General features: G+C 62.2%; 20 protein-coding genes and 3 pseudogenes. 11 read left to right on the forward strand and 12 right to left on the reverse strand.

Going from position 1 to position 22925, the window contains the following annotated elements:
- The 4 genes from OKW35_RS18090 to OKW35_RS18105 all read right to left on the reverse strand — a co-directional run bounded on the left by OKW35_RS18090 (window position 1) and on the right by OKW35_RS18105 (window position 3452).
- Entirely contained in the window at window positions 1-201 is a 201-nt protein-coding gene (locus tag OKW35_RS18090; RefSeq protein ID WP_429552750.1) for a hypothetical protein, read from the reverse strand.
- Between the two features lie 16 nt (window positions 202-217).
- Complete coding sequence (locus OKW35_RS18095) at window positions 218-664, reverse strand: type II 3-dehydroquinate dehydratase (protein ID WP_090810774.1); 447 nt, start codon at window positions 662-664, stop codon at window positions 218-220.
- Window positions 665-741: 77 nt separating this feature from the next.
- Window positions 742-2007 carry an IS256 family transposase gene (locus OKW35_RS18100; protein WP_090812446.1) on the reverse strand — a complete coding sequence of 422 codons (1266 nt, stop codon included), beginning with the start codon at window positions 2005-2007 and terminating at the stop codon, window positions 742-744.
- A gap of 83 nt (window positions 2008-2090) precedes the next feature.
- A complete protein-coding gene (locus OKW35_RS18105) occupies window positions 2091-3452 on the reverse strand; it encodes an MFS transporter (protein WP_429552751.1) in 1362 nt (453 codons plus the stop codon).
- 126 nt (window positions 3453-3578) lie between these two features.
- Between OKW35_RS18105 and OKW35_RS18110 the strand changes: the two genes are divergently transcribed.
- A complete protein-coding gene (locus OKW35_RS18110; RefSeq protein ID WP_429552752.1) occupies window positions 3579-4364 on the forward strand; it encodes an IclR family transcriptional regulator in 786 nt (261 codons plus the stop codon).
- Between the two features lie 315 nt (window positions 4365-4679).
- Here OKW35_RS18110 and OKW35_RS18115 read toward each other — a convergent pair whose 3' ends face one another.
- Window positions 4680-4967 (reverse strand): high-potential iron-sulfur protein, encoded by a 288-nt coding sequence (locus tag OKW35_RS18115; RefSeq protein WP_221309201.1) that lies wholly within the window; start codon window positions 4965-4967, stop codon window positions 4680-4682.
- A 444-nt stretch (window positions 4968-5411) separates the two neighbouring features.
- On the reverse strand, window positions 5412-5762 hold the full coding sequence (locus tag OKW35_RS18120) for a BON domain-containing protein (RefSeq protein WP_429360188.1): 351 nt from the start codon (window positions 5760-5762) through the stop codon (window positions 5412-5414).
- Between the two features lie 208 nt (window positions 5763-5970).
- On the opposite strand from OKW35_RS18120, the pseudogene OKW35_RS18125 reads away from it, so the two are divergent.
- From OKW35_RS18125 to OKW35_RS18135, 3 genes and pseudogenes are all read left to right on the forward strand, one after another.
- Window positions 5971-6297, forward strand: a pseudogene (locus OKW35_RS18125) (maleylacetate reductase); the annotation flags it as partial.
- Between the two features lie 45 nt (window positions 6298-6342).
- Window positions 6343-7215 (forward strand): intradiol ring-cleavage dioxygenase, encoded by an 873-nt coding sequence (locus OKW35_RS18130; RefSeq protein WP_429401977.1) that lies wholly within the window; start codon window positions 6343-6345, stop codon window positions 7213-7215.
- A gap of 117 nt (window positions 7216-7332) precedes the next feature.
- Window positions 7333-7497, forward strand: a pseudogene (locus tag OKW35_RS18135) (Rieske (2Fe-2S) protein); the annotation flags it as partial.
- A gap of 44 nt (window positions 7498-7541) precedes the next feature.
- Here OKW35_RS18135 and OKW35_RS18140 read toward each other — a convergent pair.
- Both OKW35_RS18140 and OKW35_RS18145 read right to left on the reverse strand, forming a co-directional pair.
- Window positions 7542-7682: pseudogene (locus tag OKW35_RS18140) on the reverse strand (histidine/lysine/arginine/ornithine ABC transporter ATP-binding protein); the annotation flags it as partial.
- 52 nt (window positions 7683-7734) lie between these two features.
- Entirely contained in the window at window positions 7735-8652 is a 918-nt protein-coding gene (locus tag OKW35_RS18145; protein WP_184061807.1) for a LysR family transcriptional regulator, read from the reverse strand.
- A 458-nt stretch (window positions 8653-9110) separates the two neighbouring features.
- Between OKW35_RS18145 and benA the strand changes: the two genes are divergently transcribed.
- The 5 genes from benA to OKW35_RS18170 all read left to right on the forward strand — a co-directional run bounded on the left by benA (window position 9111) and on the right by OKW35_RS18170 (window position 13666).
- The gene (benA, locus tag OKW35_RS18150; RefSeq protein ID WP_429552753.1) at window positions 9111-10478 is read left to right on the forward strand and encodes a benzoate 1,2-dioxygenase large subunit; all 1368 of its coding nucleotides are present in this window, start codon (window positions 9111-9113) and stop codon (window positions 10476-10478) included.
- Entirely contained in the window at window positions 10475-10966 is a 492-nt protein-coding gene (benB, locus tag OKW35_RS18155) for a benzoate 1,2-dioxygenase small subunit (protein WP_184061809.1), read from the forward strand. The genes benA and benB overlap by 4 nt, the downstream gene beginning before the upstream one ends.
- A 25-nt stretch (window positions 10967-10991) precedes the next feature.
- The gene (gene benC / locus OKW35_RS18160; protein WP_429552754.1) at window positions 10992-12014 is read left to right on the forward strand and encodes a benzoate 1,2-dioxygenase electron transfer component BenC; all 1023 of its coding nucleotides are present in this window, start codon (window positions 10992-10994) and stop codon (window positions 12012-12014) included.
- The gene (locus OKW35_RS18165; protein ID WP_429552755.1) at window positions 12011-12802 is read left to right on the forward strand and encodes a 1,6-dihydroxycyclohexa-2,4-diene-1-carboxylate dehydrogenase; all 792 of its coding nucleotides are present in this window, start codon (window positions 12011-12013) and stop codon (window positions 12800-12802) included. Before benC ends, OKW35_RS18165 begins: the two co-directional genes overlap by 4 nt.
- A gap of 132 nt (window positions 12803-12934) precedes the next feature.
- A complete protein-coding gene (locus OKW35_RS18170) occupies window positions 12935-13666 on the forward strand; it encodes an IS6 family transposase (RefSeq protein ID WP_429552806.1) in 732 nt (243 codons plus the stop codon).
- A gap of 88 nt (window positions 13667-13754) precedes the next feature.
- Here the strand turns inward: OKW35_RS18170 and OKW35_RS18175 are convergent, their stop codons facing one another.
- The 4 genes from OKW35_RS18175 to OKW35_RS18190 all read right to left on the reverse strand — a co-directional run bounded on the left by OKW35_RS18175 (window position 13755) and on the right by OKW35_RS18190 (window position 20376).
- A complete protein-coding gene (locus tag OKW35_RS18175) occupies window positions 13755-16868 on the reverse strand; it encodes an efflux RND transporter permease subunit (protein ID WP_429552756.1) in 3114 nt (1037 codons plus the stop codon).
- On the reverse strand, window positions 16865-18076 hold the full coding sequence (locus tag OKW35_RS18180; RefSeq protein WP_429552757.1) for an efflux RND transporter periplasmic adaptor subunit: 1212 nt from the start codon (window positions 18074-18076) through the stop codon (window positions 16865-16867). The genes OKW35_RS18175 and OKW35_RS18180 overlap by 4 nt, the downstream gene beginning before the upstream one ends.
- Window positions 18073-19551, reverse strand: a complete 1479-nt coding sequence (locus tag OKW35_RS18185; RefSeq protein ID WP_429552758.1) for an efflux transporter outer membrane subunit — start codon at window positions 19549-19551, stop codon at window positions 18073-18075. Before OKW35_RS18185 ends, OKW35_RS18180 begins: the two co-directional genes overlap by 4 nt.
- 147 nt (window positions 19552-19698) lie before the next feature.
- Entirely contained in the window at window positions 19699-20376 is a 678-nt protein-coding gene (locus OKW35_RS18190; RefSeq protein WP_429552759.1) for a response regulator transcription factor, read from the reverse strand.
- Window positions 20377-20524: 148 nt separating this feature from the next.
- Here OKW35_RS18190 and OKW35_RS18195 point away from each other — a divergent pair, with 148 nt between their 5' ends.
- Entirely contained in the window at window positions 20525-21208 is a 684-nt protein-coding gene (locus OKW35_RS18195) for a response regulator transcription factor (RefSeq protein WP_429552760.1), read from the forward strand.
- Complete coding sequence (locus OKW35_RS18200; protein WP_429552761.1) at window positions 21195-22580, forward strand: sensor histidine kinase; 1386 nt, start codon at window positions 21195-21197, stop codon at window positions 22578-22580. Before OKW35_RS18195 ends, OKW35_RS18200 begins: the two co-directional genes overlap by 14 nt.
- The last annotated feature ends 345 nt before the right edge of the window (window positions 22581-22925 follow it).

Here is a 22925-nt window from a genome sequence, read left to right on the forward strand (position 1 = left end):
TCAAAACGCCAGCAACAGCGCCGCGCTGACGCACGCCGACATCAGCCAGCTCTTGATGTCGAGCCCTATCAATTCGGAGTCGATCGCGCGATTCACGCGCCGCTCGCGCAAGAACATGAGGAAGGCGAACGTGGCAACCACCACTGCGTAGAAGACACCCCAGCCGAACTCGGGCTCCATCGAGGAGCCCGCGTGCTTCATGAATAGAGGAGCCGGCTCAGGTCTGGTTGCCCCACAGATCGTCAATCGCGCGGATTGCTAGCAAGTATCCGTTTGCGCCAGCCCCGCAAATTACCGCGGTAGCCGCCACCGAAATCGTCGAGTGACGATATTCCTCCGAGCGTCGGTGGATGTTGGTGATATGCAATTCCACTACTGGTCGGCGGATGAGCTTGACTGCGTCGAGCACCGGAATCCGACCGAATGAAAAGCCGGCTGGATTGATGATCAGCGCGGCGTCCTGCAAGAACGCTTCCTGGATCCAGTCGATCAACTCGCTTTCGCTGTTCGTCTGTCGGAATACGCAGTCGAACTCGAGGGCGTCGGCCAGCGCGAGGCAGTTCTGTTCGATGTCCTTCAGCGTAGTGCTGCCATAAAGATGAGGCTCCCGCGCGCCCAGCATGTTCAGGTTGGAGCCATTGAGGATGTAGAGTTTGCGAGTCATGGTGTCAGTGTGTAGAAGAGCGTTCCAGGGGAGCTAACGTCAAGAGTGGTGTATGAACATTTTGATGGCGGTCGATTTCAAGCGGCGAGTTTCTGCTGAACCGGTCGATCGTCTTGCACCGGTTCGCCGTCCTTGAAGGCCACACCCTCGAGCAACAGCTTGATCTTTTCCGGGCCGTTGATACGGCGCCAAGTTTTCTCGGCTTCCTCAATCAGCTTGAATGCCAGGCCGAGGAAGGTAGGTCGCGACACGCAGTTACGCGTACGTGTCGTACGGTGGCGCACCGTCGCGAACGTCGATTCAATCGCGTTGGTGGTACGCAGATGCTGCCAATGTTCGGCGGGGAACTCGTAGAAGGCCAGCAAGCTCTCTCGGTCCTTCTTCAGCGTCTCCGCCGCCTTCGGATATTTGGCCGCATAGATCGACACGAAACGATCGAACGCGGCATGGGCTTCGGCACGCGTCGCGGCCATCCAGATCGATTGCATGTCGGCCTTCGCGCGCGCCTGCTGCGACTTGGGCAGCGCGTTGAGCACGTTGCCCATCTTGTGAAACCAACAGCGCTGACCACGCGTTGTCGGAAACACTTCCTCCAGCGCCGCCCAGAAGCCCATCGCGCCGTCGCCGACCGCCAGCCGTGGACCCGCCTTCAGACCGCGCTTTTTCAGGTCGAGCAACAGTTCCAGCCACGATGCTTTCGTCTCGCGATACCCATCGCCGATCGCCACGCGCTCTTTGCTCCCATCCGGCCTCACGCCGATGATCACGAGCAAGCATTGACCGTCCGAGTTCTCGCTGCGCAGCCCGGTGTGAATGCCGTCCACCCACCAGTACACATAGTGTGATTCCGACAAGTCCCGCTTGCTCCAGGCCGCATGATCTTCAGCCCATTGCGCCTTCAGCCGACTCACCACGTTGGCCGACAAGCCCTTGGCGTCATCGCCCACGAGCACCTTTAACGCTTCGCCCATGTCGCCCGTCGAAATACCCTTCAGATACAGCCACGGCAGGGCTGCGCTTACGCGGGGCGACTTCCTCACGTACGGCGGCACGATCGTCGAGTTGAACTTCACGCCGAATCCTGATCGATCACGCACCTTCGGTACCTTCACCTGAATCGGCCCGGCCGCCGTCAACACATCGCGTTCCGGCAAGTAGCCGTTGCGGACCACCGCGCGCTGTCCATGCATGGTCTTGACGTTCGCGAACCGCTCCATCAGCTCTGCCAGCTCCGCTTCAATCGCTTGTTGAATCACTTGCCGTGCCCCTTGACGAACCAAATCGTCCAGCCCCAGGCCGGCGCCCAATAGACCGACAACTGCTTTTTCCGTATCCTTGCTCATGGTGGATGGTTTGTTGTTTGCTGGTTTCCGACTTCGACAATCAGATTCTCAGCTGAAACCTCCACCGCCTTCAACTTCCCGCCTCAACTCCCCCGTACACCAGATTCGACTTTAGCTCGTTCCAGGGGCGTGTCTTTGGTTTCCCGAGATATTGCGATCATCAGGAAGGAGATCAGGTTCAGCGAGCCGCAGACCGCTACGATGGCCCAAGGGGAACCGTTAAAGGCATTGAGCAGCGCCACGGCGACGATTGGCATCGGGCCGCCGGTAAGCAGGTTGGCTCCCGAGTACGACAGTGCGGACCCCGTGTAGCGCGCATCGGTCGGAAACGACTCGGCGAACCACACCGGCTGGATGCCGCTCTGGAACTGTGTGAAGCCGAGGAAGGCGCCCATCACGGCCATCGTCATGGCGATCGAGTTCTGGTTGAGAATCGGAAAGTAGATCAGGCAGCAGATCAGCGTGCAGAACGAGCCGATCATCAGCGCACGTTTGCGTCCGATCCGATCGCTCAGATAACCGCCCGCCAGCGCTCCCGCGATGGCACAGACATTCGCAACCATCAGCAGCATGAAACCGGTCTGCTTTGGTACGCCGAGGTGTTTCGTCAGATAGCTGAGCGAGAAAACCACGATCAGATAAAACAGTGCGGCCGGGCCACAGAAGAACAGCGTCAGGCGAAGCGCGGTGCGCCAGTGATATTTGAAAACGGTGCCTAGCGGATTGGCAGCGCGTGTGGGCGAGCCAGTCTTCCTGAGCGCCTCGAAGGCCGGTGTCTCGCTAACCTTCCTGCGGATGTAGATACCCAGCAGCACCAGCACAAAGCTTGCGAGGAACGGGACTCGCCATCCCCAGGAGTCGAAGTCGTCCGATGAAAGCAACGCGGCCAGTGTAAAGAGCGAGAAGTTGGCGAGAATCTGGCTGAGTGGCGAGCAGATGCCAAGCAGGCCCGAATACCAACCGCGTCGGTTAGCAGACGCATGCTCGACCGCCATCAGTTGCGCGCCCGTCGACTCGCCGCCAAGCGCGAATCCCTGGATGATGCGCAGTGTCACCAGCAACGTCGGCGCGAAGATGCCAACCTGGTGGTAAGTGGGCAACAGCCCCATCAGGAACGATGAAGCTCCCATTACCGACACGGTGATAAGCATCAGTTTGCGGCGTCCCCAACGGTCCCCGAGCATCCCGCAGATCACCGCGCCTAACGGGCGTGCGGCCAGCCCTGCCCAGAAACTAGCCAACGACGCGAGCAACGAGGCGGTCGGGTCCAGCGATGGGAAAAACAGCTTTGGAAAGATCGTGGCCGCGACCACACCATACAGCGCGAAGTCGAACCATTCGAGCGCCGTTCCGACGGTTGCGCCTGCCACCGCCCGACGCGCCATCAAGTGAGCCTGCGCGGACTGTTGTTCCGCGGCAAGGCCTGAATCAGCAAAAAATGACATGTTGTCTCCTGAATTCCTCATATGTCGAACCGTTCGTTCTGGCGACGAACAAGTGCTATTGTTTGCGCTCGGAAAGCGAGGCGTTCCGCACCGGAACTGCATTGCACATAATGAAAGTCACGCGAAATGTCGCTCAAAAACGGCCTGAGAATTCTTGATTTCCTGGCGACGCAAGCCGAAGGCGCGGGTCTTCTGGCGATTGCCGACGCTTTGTCCCTGCCCCGCAGCACGTGCCACCGCGTGCTCGCCGAGCTCATCGAAGGCGGCTATGTCAGGCAACTGGTCGATCACAGCCGCTACATTCTGACAATGCGTATGACGTCGAACGGGCTGGAATTCCTGAGCCTGACGGGCATCGCGGATATCGCCCAGCCGATCATCGAACGCGTCGCTGCGCAGACAGGTGAACTGGCGCGGCTGTCGTTGGTGGACGGCGAAGCAATCATCTGGGTGGGGAAGGCGGACGGACAGCGCATCGGCTTTCGCTACGATCCTGACATGGGCCAGGCAGCACGACTTTCATGCACGTCGACCGGACACGCATGGCTGATGACAATGACTGACGAACAGGCGGCGGCACTGGTTTTGAAGCAGGGTTTTGGACAGCCCAATGAGTTTGGACCCAATGCGCCGACGACGCTCAAGGCGCTGCTGGGCTTCCTGCACGCTGCGCGCGTGCGTGGCTACGCGATGATCGACGAGGTGTTTGCCCCGCGCATGTCAGCGGTGGCGGTGCCCGTGGTGAGCGGCTCGCGTTGCGTCGGCGTCATCAGTTTGGCCGGTCCGCGGGTGCGGCTGACGACCGAGAAGATTCACGTGTACTCGATGCTGCTGCGCGAGGCGGCGAATGAACTGGCCCAGCTAAGCAATATGGCGGGATTCCCGAGTCGGCCGCCGCTCGGCAAGGGATGACGAGACACACGTGTAAAGCCATCCGACCGGCGAACTTCGTCCGCTTCGCGCCGAACTGCGGCCTCCGATACGTTGGCGCAGATGACCGAACGTCTTCCTGTCGGATGCGCAACTAACGGTCGGGCGCCATGCTGCCATCACACTCGGGCTTCGCCCCAAAACCCGCAAGTGGCCGGACTAGACCGTCGATCCTGTTGGATATGACCAGGTGAGATGGTGCTGAACGGAGGCTAGCTTGTTATTCCTTGTCATAACGGCGCACTGGAACGCGGCTATCGGCGCGAGCTACGATGAAGCACAACGACGGCGTGTAAATTACGCCTTTTTCACGTAGGCGTTACACCACCCTTTTGCGTCGACCAGCTTGCCCCCGTAGGTCGGACACGGCCCATTCGTGGAACCGGGTTTGCCTTGATACAGTTGGCAATTGGCGCAGGTCTGCCCTGTCTGGTACCGAGGGAATTTCGCCTTGTCGACCTTCGATGCGTCCATCTTGTATCCGAGGGCCAGTGCGGTCGGATCGTTTTCGGACAGCACAGGTGCGTCCGCGTTTGACTTTGTCGAGAGAACCGTCGTTGAGGCGACGGATGCGGCAAGTATCATGAAATGACGGCGAGAGAGCGACACGATCGAAACTCCTTTCGAGACCCAATCAGACGGTGGCAAAGTGACGGTGAACCGGTCAATCGCAAACCGCCTCGTCATAACATGAGCAATCAGCATACCTGTCGATTGTCGAACACCAGTTTCGCAGCCGGCCTGTTGGGTGAAATATCACGTGCGATATATTGAAAGCCGAGGCATGACCGAGCCACGGAGGGTCGATCGTGGAACTGGATGTGACGCAGAAGCTGATCGGTACGAGGAGCGGGATATGAAGATGACCTTGCGCGGCCCGCTATCGTTGTGAACCGGACCAAAGCGAAGTCCGGAGAACTCCAGAAGCGGCCCTGGGTCTCGCGCCGAGTTTTCGGCTGTGAGACCGCGCTCGCTTGAGTGCGCTGTGCCGCGTTACTCTCGTGTCATCCGTCTACCGGCGAACGCATGTCATTGCGGCTTGAGGTGCAGATCGTTGCTCACGGATTGCACCCCCGGCACGCCGTGGGTCACCGCAAGTGCTTCCAGAATCTGTGCCTCTGAATCCACGTATCCCGACAACTGCACGACGCCTCGATACGTTGCCACGCTCATCGGTAACGATCGTAGCGCGGGGTCCGCGACAAGCGCCTGCTTCACCCGGCGGGCGAGCGTAGCGTCGTCAGTGGCGATTGCCCCCGGCGCGGTCGCGGACGGTGTCGCCGTCGCCGTCGACTTACAGCCGTTGGTGAACACGAACGCGGGCAACGCGAACATCGCGACGATCAGCAACCGGCCTTTGATGTATGGCGCGTTTCGCATGTCGGTTATGACATCCAAATCCGTTCATTCGCACATTCAAACGTCGACACAAAAACATCGCTGCCGTGGCGCTCGCGGCAAAGAATGCACGGACGGCATGGGCCATGCTGATACGAAACCAGGCCTTTCAGGCTAGCCATGTACCTGCGCGATCCAGCGTGACGGATTGACAGATTCAGCGATTAGCAGCGAAACAGCATTCACTTCCCATCACAAGCTGTGTCATACGTTGGGCGGTACGTTTAACCTGCCGCATACGGCACACTACACCCACAGCGCCGCGCCCGATGCGCTTGCGCGCGTCGCACGCGCGCTCGGCGGCAAGCGCGCGGCCGACGCGGGTCCGCTGCTGTTCGAACTGAACCGCGCGCTCGGCATTCCGATGGCGCTCGCGCAGATCGGCATGCCCGAGCAGGGACTCGACGAAGCGGCCGATCTCGCGTGCAAGAATCCGTATGCGGACCCGCGTCGCGTGGCGCGCGACGCGATCCGCGCGCCGCTGCAACGTGCGTGGCAGGGCGCTGAACCCGCCTGAGCATTGGCCAACGCAGCGCCGCCAGAACAATCGATGGAGGAAGACATGTCGACAGACAGCAAAGAAGCCGAGCAGGCCCTGACCGAGCAGGTGGTAGCAAGCTTCGCGGGCACGCCCGACGAACGGCTGCGCACGCTGATGCAAAGCCTCGTGCGGCACATGCATGCGTTCGTGCGTGAAGTCGAGCCGACCGAGGCCGAATGGATGTCGGCCATTCGCTTTCTGACCGACACCGGCAAGATGTGCGATGACCTCGTGCGTCAGGAATTCATCCTGTTGTCGGATACGCTCGGCGTATCGATGCTCGTCGACGCGATCAATCACCGTCTCGCGACGGGCGCGACCGACACCACCGTATTCGGTCCGTTCTATATTCGCGGCATGCCCGAGCGCGCATATGGCGAGAACATCGCGTTCACGCCGGGCACGCCCGCACTCGTGCATGGGCGCGTGCTGTCGACGGACGGTGAGCCGGTCGCCAACGCGGTGCTCGACGTCTGGCAGACCGCCGATAACGGCATGTACTCGGGGCAGGACACCGAGCAGCCGCACGGCAATCTGCGTGGACGTTTTCGCACCGACGCCGAAGGCCGCTACGCGATTTCGACGATCGTGCCAGTCAGTTATCCGATTCCGACCGACGGCCCGGTCGGCCGCATGCTCGAAGCGACTGGACGGCATCCGTGGCGACCCGCGCATCTGCACTTCATGATAGATGCGCCGGGGCATCGGACACTGGTCACGCATGTGTTCGATCGCGAGGATCCGTATCTGGATTCGGACGCGGTGTTCGGCGTGAAGCCCTCGCTGATGGTCGACTATCGCGAGTGCTCCGCGGATCACGAACTCGCGCGCCGCTTCGGTTTCGATGGACCGTTCCGCGAAGCGCGCTACGACTTCATCCTCGATCGGAGTTGATGACGATGGCACGTTTTTTCGCGGTCTTCGCGACCGACAAGCCCGGCATGCGCGAAGTGCGCGAAGTGCGCGAAGTGCGCGAAGTGCGCGAACGGGTGCGTCCGGTGCATCGGACGTGGCGAGGTGCTGTGCTATCGCGCGCAGGTGTTGATGTGCGCGCATCACAGCGCGCTGTTCCGCTTCGAAGATGGACGCTGTATCGAGGGACCGTGCGCGGGGGCGAGCCTCGATGCGGTGAAGATCGCGGTCGACGGGAACGCATGGGTTGTGTCGAACCCTTAGTCGACGCTCGCCGGCGACGGACGACTCGCTGTGTCCCATCGCAACTACTTCAACCGCCCCGCCAAAAACTGATGCAACCGCTCGCTATGCGGATTCGTCAGCACCTCATGCGGATCGCCTTGCTCCTCGATCTTGCCCTGCTGCAGGAACACGACATGATTCGACACGTTGCGGCCGGCAAGCCCACCTTGGTCAGATGGCTGTCTGGACGTCCGGCCGCGAACCGGGTATTCCGCGCTATTGATGCGCAGGCGGCAGATACGTCATCTGCTCTTCGTCGTACAGCGCATAGATCAGTTCGAGCATGCGCTGGATGTCGGCCGATTCGTCGAGCATGCGCATGCTCATGATGATCGGCGACACGAGGTTCTGATCGTCGAGGTCCTTGTAGGCGACGTCGCCGCGCTGCAAGCCGTACACGCTCGCCGGCACGATCGAGATGCCTTCGCCCGCGCCGACGAGGCCGAGCGCGATCTGCAATTCGCGCGTCTCGTAGAGCCGCTGCGGCTTCAGACCGCGATCGTGAAACGCGGCGAGCACCTGGTCCGCGTAACTGGGCCGCGGCGCCTTCGGGAAAATGATCAACGTTTCGCCGGTCAGGTCGTGCAGCGACAGCACCGGCTTCGCGGCGATCAGCGGATGGCCGAGCGGCAGCGCGACGATCATCCGTTCTTCGCGCAGCACGACGCGCCGGATGCTCGGGTCTTCGTGACGGATGCGGCCGAAGCCGACGTCGATGCGGCCTTCCTTGAGCGCCTTGATCTGATCCATCGTCGACATCTCGTGCAGGCTCAGCTCGACGGTGCTGTTCTCGGTACGAAAGCGCCGGATGATTTTCGGCAGCATGCCGTACAGCGTCGAGCCGACGAAGCCCACCGACAAACTGCGCTCGATCTTGCCGACGCGCCGCGTCATCGCCTCGATTTCCGTCGTTTGCGCGAGCAGTTGCACGGCGTGCGAATAGAAGAAGCGGCCAGCCTCGGTCAGCTTCAGCGGCCGCGAGTTGCGCTCGAACAACTGCACGCCAAGGATGTCTTCGAGCTGCTGGATCTGCCGGCTCAGCGGCGGCTGCGCAATATGCAGACGTTTGGCGGCCTTGGTGACATTGCATTCCTCGGCGACGGCCACGAAGTAGCGCAGATGGCGCAGTTCCATAGAAATACCTTTTAAGTATCGTCGCGATACCAAATCAGTGTTGGACGATGCAAATGGCGTGGAACTATCCTTCAGTTACCGTAGACGCCCCACAAAATTATACCTCCCGAGCATCGATAACTCGGCCCGGTCTGAAGCGTCGGTCGGCCCCTGGAGACGGCGCAGGCAAATCCTCGCGCATGGGATCCAAGACCTAGAAAGAGTTCAGGAGCAGCAATGAGACATGCTGATATCGCAACCCCGATGCAAGGGTTGTCCACCGATTCCCTCAGGCACCAGGTCCCGCCTCCCGTGCCGAAGGTCGAGCGCTTGCGCGCCACGGCCTGACGCCATACGGAGGCGCACCGCCTCCGCTCCCCGACGTGAAAGACCAACCGGCCGCCGGCCTCCCGGCAGGCAGGCCGCTCCCTATACGCGTGCGTCGCACGCATACCAACAGTCCGAATCAGGAGACAGGCATGATTCCGATCTACCCGGATCACACTCCGCAACTGAAGAACATCGACAACTTTCTCGTGGAAGACCGCGAGCGCGGCGATTACCGCCTGCATCGCAGCGCGTTTACCGACGAGCGTCTGTTCGAACTCGAACTGCAGCACATTTTCGAGGGCAATTGGATTTACCTGGCCCACGAAAGCCAGATTCCGAACAACAACGATTACTTCACGACCTACATGGGCCGTCAGCCGGTCGTGATCGCACGCAATCGTCAGGGCGAGCTGAATGCGTTCATCAACTCGTGCACGCATCGCGGCGCGATGCTGTGCCGCCACAAGCGCGGCAACAAGGCGACCTATACGTGCCCGTTTCACGGCTGGACCTTCAACAACAGCGGCAAGCTGCTGAAGGTCAAGGACCCCGCGGAGGCCGGCTATCCCGACTGCTTCAACAAGGAAGGCTCGCACGACCTGAAGAAGCTCGCGCGCTTCGGCAACTATCGCGGCTTCCTGTTCGGCAGCCTCAGCGATGACGTGCCGCCGCTCGAAACGTTCCTCGGCGAGGCCGCGCGCATCATCGACATGATCGTCGACCAGTCGGAAGACGGTCTCGAAGTGCTGCGCGGCTCGTCGACCTATACGTACGAAGGCAACTGGAAGCTGACCGCCGAAAACGGCGCGGACGGTTATCACGTGTCGGCCGTGCACTGGAACTATGCGGCAACGACCAATCATCGCAAGGAAGAGAACGCGCGCGAAGACAAGATCCGCGCGATGGATGCCGGCAGCTGGGGCCGTCAGGGCGGCGGCTTCTACGCGTTCGAGCACGGTCACATGCTGCTGTGGACGCGCTGGGCGAATCCAGAAGACCGTCCGAATTTCAGCCGTCGCGAGGAATTCGCCGCGCGCTGCGGCACCGAGCGCGCGGACTGGATGATCCAGAACTCGCGCAACCTGTGCCTCTACCCGAACGTGTATCTGATGGACCAGTTCGGCTCGCAGATTCGCGTGCTGCGGCCGCTGTCGGTCAACAAGACCGAGGTGACGATCTACTGCATCGCGCCGAAGGGCGAGTCCGACGAAGCGCGCTCGCGCCGCATCCGTCAATACGAGGACTTTTTCAACGTGAGCGGCATGGCCACCCCCGACGACCTCGAGGAATTCCGCGCCTGCCAGCTGGGCTACGCGGGCCGCGCGGTCGAATGGAACGACATGTGCCGCGGTTCGAAGCACTGGATCGACGGCGCGGACGAAGCCGCGCAAAAGATCGGCCTCAACCCGGTGATGAGCGGTGTGAAGACCGAGGACGAGGGCCTCTACACGGTGCAGCACCGCTACTGGATCGACACGATGAAAAAGGCGCTGAATGCGCCGGGGAGCCGTGCATGAGCAACATCGCCATCACCGATATTCAGGCTTTCCTGTTTCGCGAAAGCCGTCTGCTCGACGACGAGCAATGGGACGAGTGGCTCGCCTGCTATCACCCGGACGCGTCGTTCTGGATGCCGTCGTGGGACGACGAGGACAAGCTCGTCACCGATCCGCAGCGCGAGATTTCGCTGATCTACTATCCGAACCGCCAGGGCCTCGAAGACCGCGTGTTCCGCATCAAGACCGAGCGTTCGAGCGCGACGATGCCCGACACGCGCACGAGCCACAACGTGGCCAACGTCGAAGTGGAGAGCGCGGACAACGGCGTGTACACGGTGCGCTTCAACTGGCACACGCTGAGCCATCGCTACAGGACGAACTACAGCTACTTCGGCATGTCGCGCTACGTGATCGACTTCAACGGCGCGCAGCCGCAAATCCTGAGCAAGTACGTCGTGCTGAAGAACGACTACATCAATCAGGTCATCGACATCTACCACATCTAGCCGGTGCGGTTGCAGGAGACAGGTCATGGAACACACTATTGCACTTCAGTTCGAAGACGGCGTCACGCGCTTCATCAGCTGCCGTGAGAACGAAACGCTGTCGGACTCCGCTTACCGGCAGAAGATCAACATTCCGCTCGATTGCCGTGAAGGCGCGTGCGGCACCTGTCGGGGGCTGTGCGAATCGGGTGCGTACGACATGCCCGAGTCGAGCTACGTCGAAGATGCGTTGACCCCCGAGGAAGCGAGCCAGGGCTATATCCTCGCGTGCCAAACGCGGCCGCGCTCGGATCTGGTGATTCGCGTGCAGGCGTCGTCGGCGGCGTGCAAGACCGGGGTGTCGCGTTTCGAAGGCACGCTCGCGGCGGTCGAACGGCTGTCGGATTCGACGATCCATTTCTCGATCGATATCGACGGCGCGAGCGCGCCGAGCTTTCTCGCGGGTCAATACGTGAACGTCGAGATTCCGGGCGCGAGCGGCGAGAGCCGGTCGTACTCGTTCAGCTCGGCGCCGGGCGCGACGCGCGCGGCGTTCGTCGTGCGCAACGTGCCGGACGGCAAGATGAGCGGCTTTCTGAGCAACGATGCCCAGCCTGGTCAGCAGATCGGCTTCACGGGTCCGTATGGCAGCTTCTATCTGCGCGATCCGCAGCGTCCGGTGCTGTTCCTCGCGGGCGGCACCGGCATCGCACCGTTTCTGTCGATGCTCGACGTGCTGAAGGCGAGCGGCAACCTGCAGCCGGTGCGCCTCGTGTACGGCGTGACCAACGACATCGATCTGGTCGCGCTCGAACAGATCGAAGAGGCACAGCGCTCGCTGCCGAATTTCAGCTATCGCACCTGTGTCGTCGATTCCGCGAGCAGCCACGAGCGCAAGGGCTACGTGACGGCGCATGTGGATAGCGAATGGCTGAACGACGGCGACGTCGACGTCTACCTGTGCGGCCCGGTCGCGATGGTCGAAGCGGTGCAGGGCTGGCTGCGCGACAGCAGCGTCGAGCCCGCGAACTTCTACTACGAAAAATTCTCGGCGAGCAACGTAGCATGACTTCGACCTTTACCAATCGCTTCAAGGGCAAGGTGCTCGTCGTGACCGGCGCGGGCCAGGGCATCGGCCGTGGCGTCGCGTTGCGCGCGGCGCGCGAGGGCGCGGCTTTGGTGCTGGTCGACCGTTCGCCGATCGTGCACGAGGTGGCCGAAGAGATCACGTGCGCAGGCGGCGATGCGCGCGCGTTCATCGCCGACCTCGAAACCTATGCGGGCGCGGCCGCGATGACGGCCTTCGCGATCGAGGCGTTCGGCCGCATCGATGCGCTCGTCAACAACGTCGGCGGCACGATCTGGGCGAAGCCGTACGAGGAATATGAAGCAGAGCAGATCGAGGCCGAGGTGCGGCGTTCGCTGTTCCCGACGCTGTGGTGCTGCCACGCGGTGTTGCCCGCGATGCTGAAGCGCGCGAGCGGCGCGATCGTCAATGTGTCGTCGATTGCGACGCGCAGCATTTATCGCGTGCCGTATGCGGCTTCTAAGGGCGGCGTCAACGCGCTGACCGCGAGCCTCGCGTTCGAGCATGCCGAACACGGCATCCGCATCAACGCGGTCGCCACCGGCGGCACCGAAGCGCCGCCGCGCCGCGTGCCGCGCAATACGGCACCGCAAAGCGAGCAGGAAGCGACGTGGTATCAGGGCATCGTCGATCAGACGATCGCGTCGAGCCTGATGCATCGCTACGGCACGATCGACGAACAGGTCGGCGCGATCCTGTTCCTCGCTTCCGATGACGCGTCGTATATCACCGGCACCGTGCTGCCGGTCGGCGGCGGCGATCAGGGCTAGCGAGCGGCTGCGGCTGAACAATGCCGATAGGCCGCGCGGCGATCGTCCTTCATACTGCTGCCGAAGGAGTTTGTGGCGATTCTGGGTTTTGTCGCATTAACGCGGTCAAGTAAAATCCGTGGACCGCAACGCATGATAAGCATCATGGCAAAGACGCAAACGCCGCGCAAGACGCTGCCCGCTGGCATTGGCAAGGTACTGAAGCGGCTGCACTACCCGTTGGACGTGATCCTGCTGTGCGTGCGGTGGTACGTGGCGTACTCACTGAGCCTACGTAACCTCGAGGAAATGATGGCCGAGCGGGGTATCGAGGTGGATCATTCGAGCGTGCACCGGTGGGTTATTAAGCTGCTGCCGGTGCTTGAAAAAGCATTCCGCAAACGCAAACGGCCTGTGGGCAAGAGCTGGCGGGTCGATGAGACCTACGTCAAGGTCAAAGGCCAATGGAAATACTTGTACCGTGCCGTCGACAAGACAGGTAATACGGTGGATTTCCTGCTGCGCGCCCATCGGGACAAGGCCGCGGCGCGCGGCTACTTCGAGAAGGCGATTGAACAGAACGGCGAGCCCGAGACAATCACCGTGGACAGGAGTGGCGCGAATCTGGCTGCGCTTGAAGCGCTCAATGCCGAGCGTTTAACACCGATCAAGGTCCGTCAAAACAAATACCTGAACAACGTCGTCGAGCAGGATCACCGTGCCATCAAACGCATCATCAAACCGATGCTGGGGTTCAAGGATTTCCGCTGTGCGCGCATCATCCTGTCTGGCATAGAAATCGCACACATGATCCGCAAGGGGCAGATGTGTGACGATGGCGTCGCCCCGACTGCAGCCGAACAATTCTACTCGTTGGTAGCGTGAGTAGTACTACCGATATCACGCTTTGCTCAAGCTGTAATCGTTAGCGCGACAGAACCACAAAGAAGCCCCCCGGGCAGGCTGAAGGCCGTCAAGCGACGGTATGCTGCTCGACCACACTGTCCTTCGTACGCCAATCAGCGAGCCAATGCGACAGACGGTCAAACCACAGGTGCACGACCGGCGTCGTGAACAACGTCAGCATTTGCGAAACAATCAGTCCCCCGACAATCGCTATGCCGAGCGGCACGCGCAATTCGGCACCCGCGCCGTGCCCGAGCGCGAGCGGCAGCGCGCCGAATAGCGCGGCGAGCGTCGTCATCATGATTGGACGGAAGCGCAGCACACAGGCCTGGCGGATCGCTTCGCGCGGCGACAGGCCTTGCTCGCGCTCGGCCACCAGCGCGAAGTCGATCATCATGATCGCGTTCTTCTTGACGATACCAATCAGCAGGATGATGCCAATCATGCCCATGATCGACAGAGCCTGACCGCACAGCATCAATGCGAGCAACGCACCCACACCCGCCGAGGGCAGCGTCGAAATGATGGTGAGCGGATGAATCGCGCTTTCGTACAGGATGCCGAGAATCAGATAGACCACCACGAGCGCCGCGGCGATCAGATACGGCTCACTCGCGAGCGACGCCTGGAACGCTTGCGCCGTGCCCTGAAACGAGCCCGTCAGACTATCGGGGGTGCCTGCTGAGACTTCGGCCTGTTGAATCGCCGCCACCGCGTTGCCAAGCGACTGACCCGCCGCCAGATTGAACGAGATCGTCACGGCCGGGAACAGGCCCTGGTGATTCACCGAGATCGGTGACACATTGTTTTCGATCCGGGCGAGCGTGTTGAGCGGCACCAATTCGTTCGTGAGCGGCGAACGCACGTAGAGATGCGCGAGTGCATCCGTCGTCAATTGAAACCGTGGATCGACTTCTTCGACGACGTGGTACTGATTCAACTGCGTGAAAAGCGTCGCAATCTGCCGCTGGCCGAATGCATCGTAGAGCGTGTCGTCGATGGCTTGGGCCGTGATGCCGAAACGCGAAGCCGTGCTGCGGTCGATCACGAGTGTTGCGCTGGTAGCGGCGGCTTGCTGGTCGGACGTGACGTCGGCGAGTTGCGGCAGCTTCGACAGGCGATCGGTCAGCACGCCCGCCCAGTGATTCAGTTCGCTGATGTCGGGGTCCTGCAACGTGTACTGATACTGCGCAGCGCTGATGCGGCCACCCACCTGGATATCCTGGCGAACCTGCATCGACAATGAAATGCCCATCACCTTCGCCAGTTGCGGCTTCAAACGATTGATAACCTGTGCGGCACTGTCCTTGCGCTGCCCAAAGGGCTTCAGGTTGATCATGACGCGCCCCTGGCTCACTGTCGGATTGGCGCCCATCCAGAAGTAGACGTTGTCGACGGCAGGATCGGCTTCGATCAGATGGCCAAGCCGCTGCATCTTCTGCGACATCGAGCGCGGTGAGATATCCGGCGCGGCTTGTGCGACGCCCATGATCAGCCCGGAGTCCTCCTGCGGAAAAAATCCCTTCGGGATTACGACGAACAACGCGCCGGTCGCGACAACCGTCGCCACCGTGACGGCCAGCATCAGCTTCTGGCGGTCCAGTACCCAATCGAGGCCGCGCTCGTAGCGATGCTCCACGGCGGTGAAGACCGCTTCAAGCCCTCCTTCGAGCCTGCGCATCCAGCCGCCGCCATCCGGCTCGGGCAAACGGATCAGCCAGCCACACAGCATCGGCGTGACGGTCAACGATACCAGCGCCGACATCACGATGGCCGCGCTCACCGTCACCGCGAATTCGCGGAACAGCCGGCCGACGATGCCGCCCATCAACAGGATAGGAATGAACACCGCGATCAGCGAGATCGTCATCGAGATGATGGTGAAGCGCACTTCCATCGCGCCGAGCAGCGCGGCCTTCATTCTGGGCACACCTTCTTCGATATGCCGCATCACGTTCTCGATCACCACGATCGCATCGTCCACCACGAAGCCCACCGCAATGGTCAGCCCCATCAGCGACAGATTGTCGAGGCTATAGCCCAGCAGATACATCATGCCGAAGGTGGCGACCAGCGAAAGCGGAATCGTCAGGCTGGGAATGATGGTCGCCCATACGTTGCGCAGGAAGGAGAAGATCACCATGACGACGAGCGCGACCGTCAGCATCAGCGTGAACTGCACGTCGTGCACCGACGCATTGATGGTCTGCGTGCGATCGCCCACCACATGCAGATGCGCCGCCGCGGGCAGCGTCGCTTCGAGTGCGGGCAACTTCGCCTTGATGTTGGCGATCGTCTGCACGACGTTGTAGCCCGGCTGCTTGTGAACATCGAGAATGATCGCGCGTTCGTGCCGGAGCCACGCGGCTTGCTGATTGTCTTCGGCGGCGTTTATCACCGTGCCGAGATCGGAGAGGCGAATCGGCGCGCCGTTCTTGTACGCGACCACCAGATCGCGATACTGCGACGCGGTGGTAATCTGGTCGGTCGCGTTGAAGATCACCGAGCGGTCCGGGCCATTCAGGCTGCCCTTCGGTGCATTGACCGTCTGCAAACCGACGATCGAGCGCACATCTTCGAGTGTCAGGCCGCGTGCGGTGAGCTTGTCCGGATCGAGTTGGATGCGCACCGCGGGACGCTGCTCGCCGTGGAAATCAACCAGACCGACGCCGGGCATCTGCGATATCTGTTGCGCGAGATAGTCTTCGGCGTAGCTATCGAGTTGCGTGAGCGTGAGCGAGGGCGAAGTCAGCGCCAGTGACAGCAACGTGAAGTCGGCGGGGTTGACCTTCTCATAGGTCGGCGGGTTCGGCAGATTCTTCGGCAATGTGCCACCGGCCGCGTTGATCGCGGTCTGCACGTCCTGCGCCGCGCCGTTGATATCGCGCGACAGGTCGAACTGCACGGCGATGCTGGTGGTGCCGAGCGAGCTGGACGACGTCATCTGCGTCACGCCCGCAATCAACGAGAGTTGCCGCTCCAGTGGCGTCGCCACCGAAGTCGCCATGGTCTCCGCGCTCGCGCCGGGCAACTTCGCCACGATCTGGATGGTCGGAAAATCGACCTGCGGCAACGGTGCGACCGGCAGCAGAAAATACGCCACCGCGCCGGCCAGCAGCACCGCGACCGCCAGAAAACTTGTCGCGATGCGCCGTTTGATGAACAATTCCATGAGGCTCATGACGGATTGTCCTTATTAGCCTGGCTGTCTGCCGGGTTGGCATTGGCCGGCGCCTCGGCAACCGCCGCTACAGTGGTCGCCGCCACATGTACGCCCGGGTTCAACCGACTTTGTCCATCGAACACCACCAGGTCCGTGCGCGCGACGCCGCTGCGAATCTCCGTCATACCGTCGACGGTGACGCCGGTTTGCACCGGGCGCATCTGCGCCGTACCGTTCGCGGTGATCACGTACAGTTGCGTGCCGTTCTGCGTGTTCACCACCGCGCGGCTCGGCACCGCAAGCCGCTTTGCATCGGTACGCATCAGCACACGCGCATTCACCAGTTCGCCGGGCCACAGCTTGCGGTCCGTGTTGGTGAACGAAGCCTTGAGTTTGATCTGGCCGGTCGTGGTATCGACCGTGCTGTCGATGAAGACGAGCGTGCCGTCGGCGAGCGGCGTGCTGCCGGAACGCGTGGTCACGTTCACCGCCAGCGGCGCTTTCGCCTGATTCGCGAGCAGTTCGGGCAGCACGTCCTGCGGCACGGAGAACAGCACGGTGATCGGCTCCATCTGCGTGACCGTGACGATGCCGGTGGTGTCGGCCGGATGCACGATCGCGCCGATATCGGCTTCGCGTGCGCCGACGCGTCCGGTGAACGGCGCGCTCAACGTGGTGAAGCTCAATTGCAGCCGGTCGCTTTGCACCAACGCGGCGTCCGCAGCGACCGTCGCGGAGAGCGCTTCGACTTGCGCCTTCGCGGTGTCCACCGCCTGAGTCGTCGCCGCGCCGATGCCGACCAGTTGCGAGTAACGAGCGAGATCGAGCCGCGCGTTATCGAGCGATGCCTGGTCTTTGCGCTGCGCCGCTTCCGCTTGATGCAACTGGGCAGTGAGCGGTCCCTGATCGAGTTGCGCCAGCAACTGGCCGGCTTTCACGTCCTGTCCTTCGGTGAAGGCGACGCGCTGCAACTGGCCGTCGACACGTACTTTGACGTCTACGGTATTGAGCGCGAGCACCGTGCCCACCGCGGCGACGCGAATTGGAAAGTCGCGGCTCACGGGATGACCGGCGTTGACCGGCACGGCAGTCGCCGCCTTGACCGCCGGGTGCCGCGGCCAGAACCACACCGCCAGCATCGCGACAAGGACGGCGAACGCCAGAATGAGCGGCGCGCGGCCGCGTCCGCGGGGCGCCTCGTGGTTCGGAAGGTCTGCAGATTTCATGAGCGGGATGACGGAGAGGTGGAGGCGGTGCTGCTATCGCTATCGTCGGTCACGCCGAAACCGCCGCCGAACGCGCGAAACAGGCTCACGGACGCTTGCAGGCGCGCGAGCCGTGCCTGCACCAGCGTGTCTTCGGACTGATACAGCGTGCGTTGCGTATCGAGCACGGTCAGAAAGTCGACGGTGCCGAGCTTGTACTGGGCTTGCGCGAGCGTGGCGGCTTTGCGGGCGGCGTCGGCGGCGTTCTGGTCAGCGACTTCAGCGAGCTGCTGCTGTTGCGCCGCCGTGAGCGAGTCCTCCACGTCCTGCAGCGCGGTTATGACGGATTGGCGGTAATCCGCGACGCCCTTCGCTTGGGCCGCCTGGCTCGCGTGCAACTGGCCACGCAGCGCGCCGCCATCGAAGATTGGCGCCGCCAGCGAGGTGGCGAGACTGGCGAACGGGCTCGACAGGAAATGCGACAGCGACTTGCTGCTCAGCCCGCCGTCCGCGGTCAGTACGATGTTCGGCAGAAAGGCCGCGCGCGCCGCGCCGACACTCTGATTCGCCGACTGCAACTGCGCTTCCTTCGAACGGATGTCGGGGCGCGTTTCCAGCAGGCTCGCGGGCAGATTCGGGCGCGGTTGGGGAATCGGGATGTCGGCGAGCGCGGCGTCGCTGACGGTGAATTGTTCAGGTGCGGTGCCCGCCAGCACCGCAAGCGCATGGATGTTGGTATCGAGCTGCTGTTGCAGCGCCGGCACGGCCGCCTGGAAGGTGGCGAGCGCGTTGCGCTGCTGCTGTACCTGCAATTCGGTCGCGACGCCCGCCTGCTGTTGCGCGAGCAGCAGCTGCAGAATGTGCGCGGCATCGTCGGAAATGGAACGCGCAATCGCGAGCCGGCGGCGCAGACTCTGCACCTGAAAATACGTGTCGGTGACCGATGCGGTCAGCGTCAGCGCCACCGTATCGCGATCGAACCCGGACGCGCGCGCGAGCAGGTCGGCGGCGCTGGCGTTGGCGGCGTTGAAACCCCAGAAGTCCACCTCGTAACTGGCTTCGGCGAACAGGCTCTGAGTCTTCGTGGTCGAGCCACGTCCTTGATGGCTGCGAGCGAAGGTGGCGCCGAGCGATAGCGACGGATACTGCGGCGCACCGGCTCTCTCGGCGTTGCCGCGCGCCTGTTCGACGCTCGCAATCGCGGACGCCAGCGTGAAGTTGTTGCGCAGGCTGCGATCGACCAGCGCGTCGAGCGCGGGGTCGTGATACTCGCGCCACCAGCCGCTTCTGACGGGCACGGTAGCGGCGAGCGACCCACCGGCCGCCCCATCGAAGGATTGCGGCAGCGGCGCGCCCGGCCGTTGATAGGCAGGCACAAGCGAACACCCGGCCAGCAACGCGAGGCCGAGCGCACATAAGGCGGCGCGCAGGCACGATACGCGCGCAGGTGGACTGACGGCGCGCGAAAGCGGCGCCCAACGGGACAGTCCTGACATTGGAGAACGCTCCGGCAACTAGAAGTGTCGCCAGATTAGCCAGCGGGTCCTGTCGGCGCTTTCGCCCATTAATTAAAAAAATTTAATGCGGCGCAACATGCCGCGTCGGCGCGCCCGAGCCGGGGCTTACAAGGCGTTCCGCGCGTGTCAGGGCGCCGGGTTCAACACGTATCCCGCGCCGACCACCGTATGAATCAGCGCCACGGGAAAATCACGATCGACCTTTGCCCGCAGCCGATGCATGTGCATATCAATGATGTTGCCGCGCGGCTCGAAATCGTAATTCCAGGCCGCCTCGAGCAGCATGCTGCGCGTCACGACCTGCCCCTCGCGGCGCACCAAACATTCGAGCAAAAGGAATTCGCGGTGCTGCAGGCGCAGATCACGACCGCCGCGGTTTGCGGTCCGCGCCCGCGTGTCGAGTACCAGATCCGCACATTCGAGCCGCTCGCTCATCCTGCTTCGATCGGCGCGCCGCGCGAGCGCCTCGATTCTGGCCAGCGCTTCGACGAACGCATACGGCTTCACGAGATAGTCGTCGCAACCTGCGCGAATCGCCTCCACGCGTTCGTTCAGGCCGCCGACCGCCGACAGCATCAGTACCGGCGTCGTATCCCCGCCGGCGCGCAACTGCTGGACGAGAGCCAGGCCGTCGAGCGCCGGCAAGCGCCGATCAGTCACAATCACGTCGTAGATGCGCTCACGCGCATAGGCGAGCCCGGTCGCGCCGTCGGCCACCGTGTCGACAATCAGACCGCTCTCGCTCAGGCCACGCGCCAGGAACTGGCTGGCGCGCATATCGTCTTCGATCAGCAGGATTCGCATGCGCTGGGGCTTACATTAAAATTTTTTCACGTTGGCGCGAAACGCCTGTGCAGCTTCGCGCGGCATACTGCGGAGATCTTAGGTACGAGCGTAGTGTAAATCGGCCGGCTAGCGCAGGTTCGACGCTCGCTCATTTCTGGAAAAAGGCATGTCGAACGTATTGGTCGTCGAGGACGACGAGCAGACTCTCGCAGAGATCGTTGAAGCGCTCACCGATCACGGCTGCAAGGTCGAAACCGCGAGCACCGGCCGCGACGGTTTGATGCTCGCGGTCGCCAACAGTTATGACGCTATCGTGCTCGATCGTATGTTGCCGGGCGGCCTCGAAGGGCTCGGCATGCTGTCGGCGTTGCGCAGCGCCGGCGTGCCCACGCCGGTGCTGATCCTGAGCGCGCTGTCCGCGGTCGACGAACGTGTGCGCGGTTTGCGCGCCGGCGGCGACGACTATCTGACCAAGCCGTTCGAGTTCATCGAACTGACCGCTCGGCTCGATGCGTTGATGCGCCGGCGCGAGGCGGCGCCCGCTGTGCAGGAGTACCAGGTCGGCCCGTTGCGTCTGGACCCCCTCAAACGCGAAGTGACCTGCGCCGGTCGCCCGGTACTGCTGCTGCCGCGCGAGTACCGGCTGCTCGAATACCTGATGCAGCACCAAGGCCAGGTGGTGAGCCGGACCATGCTGTTCGAAGCGGTATGGGACTACCGGCTCGACGAGCGGACCAACGTGATCGACGTGCACATTAGCCGTCTCAGGAAGAAGCTCGACCCGGACGGGACGGCTCCGATGATCGATACCGTGCGCGGTTCGGGGTACATGCTACATGCGCCTGACTGAACTGCACCGCACCACCGGCTTTCGCCTCGCCACGCTGTTCCTGGTGCTGTTCGGCGTGATCGCGATGCTGCTGTTCGGTTACCTGTACCGCGAGATCACCGGCTTCGAACAGGAGCGCATCGACGACTGGCTAATTCGCGAGCACGTACAATTGAAACGCGAAGCGCCGGACGAACTGGTCGCACGATTCGAACATCAGAACCAGTTCGATCCGCGCCGCCAGCGCCCGTTCGGCCTGTTCGAAGCCAGCGGCAAACATCTTGCTGGCGGCTATGCGGGCGATCTGCCGGCCATCCCCGTCTTTGGCAAGCCGTTTTCGATGCGTCTCGCAAATCTGCCGGGCCACCCGCCTGGCCGATGCATCGCCGCGCACGTGCCCGATAACCGCATCGCTTTACAATGCCAGAACACCCTCGAGCTCGACCACTTCGACGACGAACTGCTGCATGCGCTGCTCTCCACTGCGATGATCACGCTCGTTATCGGCCTGATCGGGGCGACTCTGATTGGCGTTTCGGCGATGCGGCGGCTCGATGCGGTGACCGCGTCGATCGAGGAAATCGTCGCCGGCAATCTCAGCAGGCGTTTGCCGGTGCATTCGAAACGCGACGACGTGGATCGCCTTGTCGGCGTCGTGAACGGGATGCTCGACGAAATCGAGCGCCTGATGAACGAGGTCAAAGGCGTCTGCGATGCGATTGCGCACGATCTGCGCACGCCGCTCACGCGGGTGCTCGGCGGACTCGAACGTGCCCAACGGCGCGCCAGAACCGAGGCAGAGTATCGCGCGGCCATTGATGAAACCATCGTGGAAACCAGCGGCCTGCTACGCACTTTCAACGCACTGCTGCGCATTTCGGAAATCGAAAGCGGCGTGCGCCGCGCAGGCTTCACCAGCGTCGATCTGGCCGTCGTCGCCGACGATGTGTTCGAGTTCTACGAGCCAAGTGCTGAAGACAAGCAGATTGCCTTCGAACTGGAGCGCACCGTATCCGGCCCGCTGGAAATCCAGGGCGATCCGAATCTGCTATTCGAGGCGCTGGCGAATCTGGTGGAGAATGCCGTCAAGTTCGCACCGCATGGCGGAGCCGTGCACATGACGCTGTGGCACGACGGACGAGGGGCCGGCGTGACGGTACGCGACAATGGACCGGGCATCGCACCGACTGAGCGCGATGCCGTCCTGCGCCGTTTCTATCGTGGAGAAGCGAGCCGTCATACGCCCGGCAGCGGCCTGGGGCTCAGTCTTGCCACCGCCGTGGCCGGCATGCACGGCTTGATGCTGGCGTTCCACGACACGAACGTCGGTTGCGAGATCAGCCTGTTCAAACCCGCCCAACGTACCCAACGTCATATTGCAGATAGCCGATGATCGATAACCTGCCGGTGCATTGACCTCGCTCCGTAAGGTTCTCGGCGGGCCTAAGCTTCTGCTCCGCGTACTGTTTTTTGTTACATAGAGCCTTGCGCGAAAAAAACGCTCAGATTGGCGCCCCATGCACACGCTCACCCTAACCGTCACACGCCAGAGCGCGCAATCTGGAATTCGGCGGGAGGTGCGCTGCGCGAAAGGATTGCTACCCTTTGTCAGATGCGAGGATGATGGGTGTCATCGCCGCGCAGCCGCTTCATAGCCTGCGTCCGACGTGAAATCAGCATTGGTGAATGTCTCGCCAGTCGAAAGTGGACGACCAGCGAGCTTCATCAAGTGGCTGAA

This window comes from Paraburkholderia sp. MM5477-R1 (assembly GCF_050436385.1).
GTDB lineage: Bacteria > Pseudomonadota > Gammaproteobacteria > Burkholderiales > Burkholderiaceae > Paraburkholderia > Paraburkholderia tuberum.

Coding starts and splice junctions, on each gene's coding strand:
- OKW35_RS18090 (WP_429552750.1), bottom strand. CDS start 201: ATGAAGCACGCGGGCTCCTCGATGGAGCCCGAGTTCGGCTGGGGTGTC.
- OKW35_RS18095 (WP_090810774.1), bottom strand. CDS start 664: ATGACTCGCAAACTCTACATCCTCAATGGCTCCAACCTGAACATGCTG.
- OKW35_RS18100 (WP_090812446.1), bottom strand. CDS start 2,007: ATGAGCAAGGATACGGAAAAAGCAGTTGTCGGTCTATTGGGCGCCGGC.
- OKW35_RS18105 (WP_429552751.1), bottom strand. CDS start 3,452: ATGTCATTTTTTGCTGATTCAGGCCTTGCCGCGGAACAACAGTCCGCG.
- OKW35_RS18110 (WP_429552752.1), top strand. CDS start 3,579: ATGTCGCTCAAAAACGGCCTGAGAATTCTTGATTTCCTGGCGACGCAA.
- OKW35_RS18115 (WP_221309201.1), bottom strand. CDS start 4,967: ATGATACTTGCCGCATCCGTCGCCTCAACGACGGTTCTCTCGACAAAG.
- OKW35_RS18120 (WP_429360188.1), bottom strand. CDS start 5,762: ATGCGAAACGCGCCATACATCAAAGGCCGGTTGCTGATCGTCGCGATG.
- OKW35_RS18130 (WP_429401977.1), top strand. CDS start 6,343: ATGTCGACAGACAGCAAAGAAGCCGAGCAGGCCCTGACCGAGCAGGTG.
- OKW35_RS18145 (WP_184061807.1), bottom strand. CDS start 8,652: ATGGAACTGCGCCATCTGCGCTACTTCGTGGCCGTCGCCGAGGAATGC.
- benA (WP_429552753.1), top strand. CDS start 9,111: ATGATTCCGATCTACCCGGATCACACTCCGCAACTGAAGAACATCGAC.
- benB (WP_184061809.1), top strand. CDS start 10,475: ATGAGCAACATCGCCATCACCGATATTCAGGCTTTCCTGTTTCGCGAA.
- benC (WP_429552754.1), top strand. CDS start 10,992: ATGGAACACACTATTGCACTTCAGTTCGAAGACGGCGTCACGCGCTTC.
- OKW35_RS18165 (WP_429552755.1), top strand. CDS start 12,011: ATGACTTCGACCTTTACCAATCGCTTCAAGGGCAAGGTGCTCGTCGTG.
- OKW35_RS18170 (WP_429552806.1), top strand. CDS start 12,935: ATGATAAGCATCATGGCAAAGACGCAAACGCCGCGCAAGACGCTGCCC.
- OKW35_RS18175 (WP_429552756.1), bottom strand. CDS start 16,868: ATGAGCCTCATGGAATTGTTCATCAAACGGCGCATCGCGACAAGTTTT.
- OKW35_RS18180 (WP_429552757.1), bottom strand. CDS start 18,076: ATGAAATCTGCAGACCTTCCGAACCACGAGGCGCCCCGCGGACGCGGC.
- OKW35_RS18185 (WP_429552758.1), bottom strand. CDS start 19,551: ATGTCAGGACTGTCCCGTTGGGCGCCGCTTTCGCGCGCCGTCAGTCCA.
- OKW35_RS18190 (WP_429552759.1), bottom strand. CDS start 20,376: ATGCGAATCCTGCTGATCGAAGACGATATGCGCGCCAGCCAGTTCCTG.
- OKW35_RS18195 (WP_429552760.1), top strand. CDS start 20,525: ATGTCGAACGTATTGGTCGTCGAGGACGACGAGCAGACTCTCGCAGAG.
- OKW35_RS18200 (WP_429552761.1), top strand. CDS start 21,195: ATGCGCCTGACTGAACTGCACCGCACCACCGGCTTTCGCCTCGCCACG.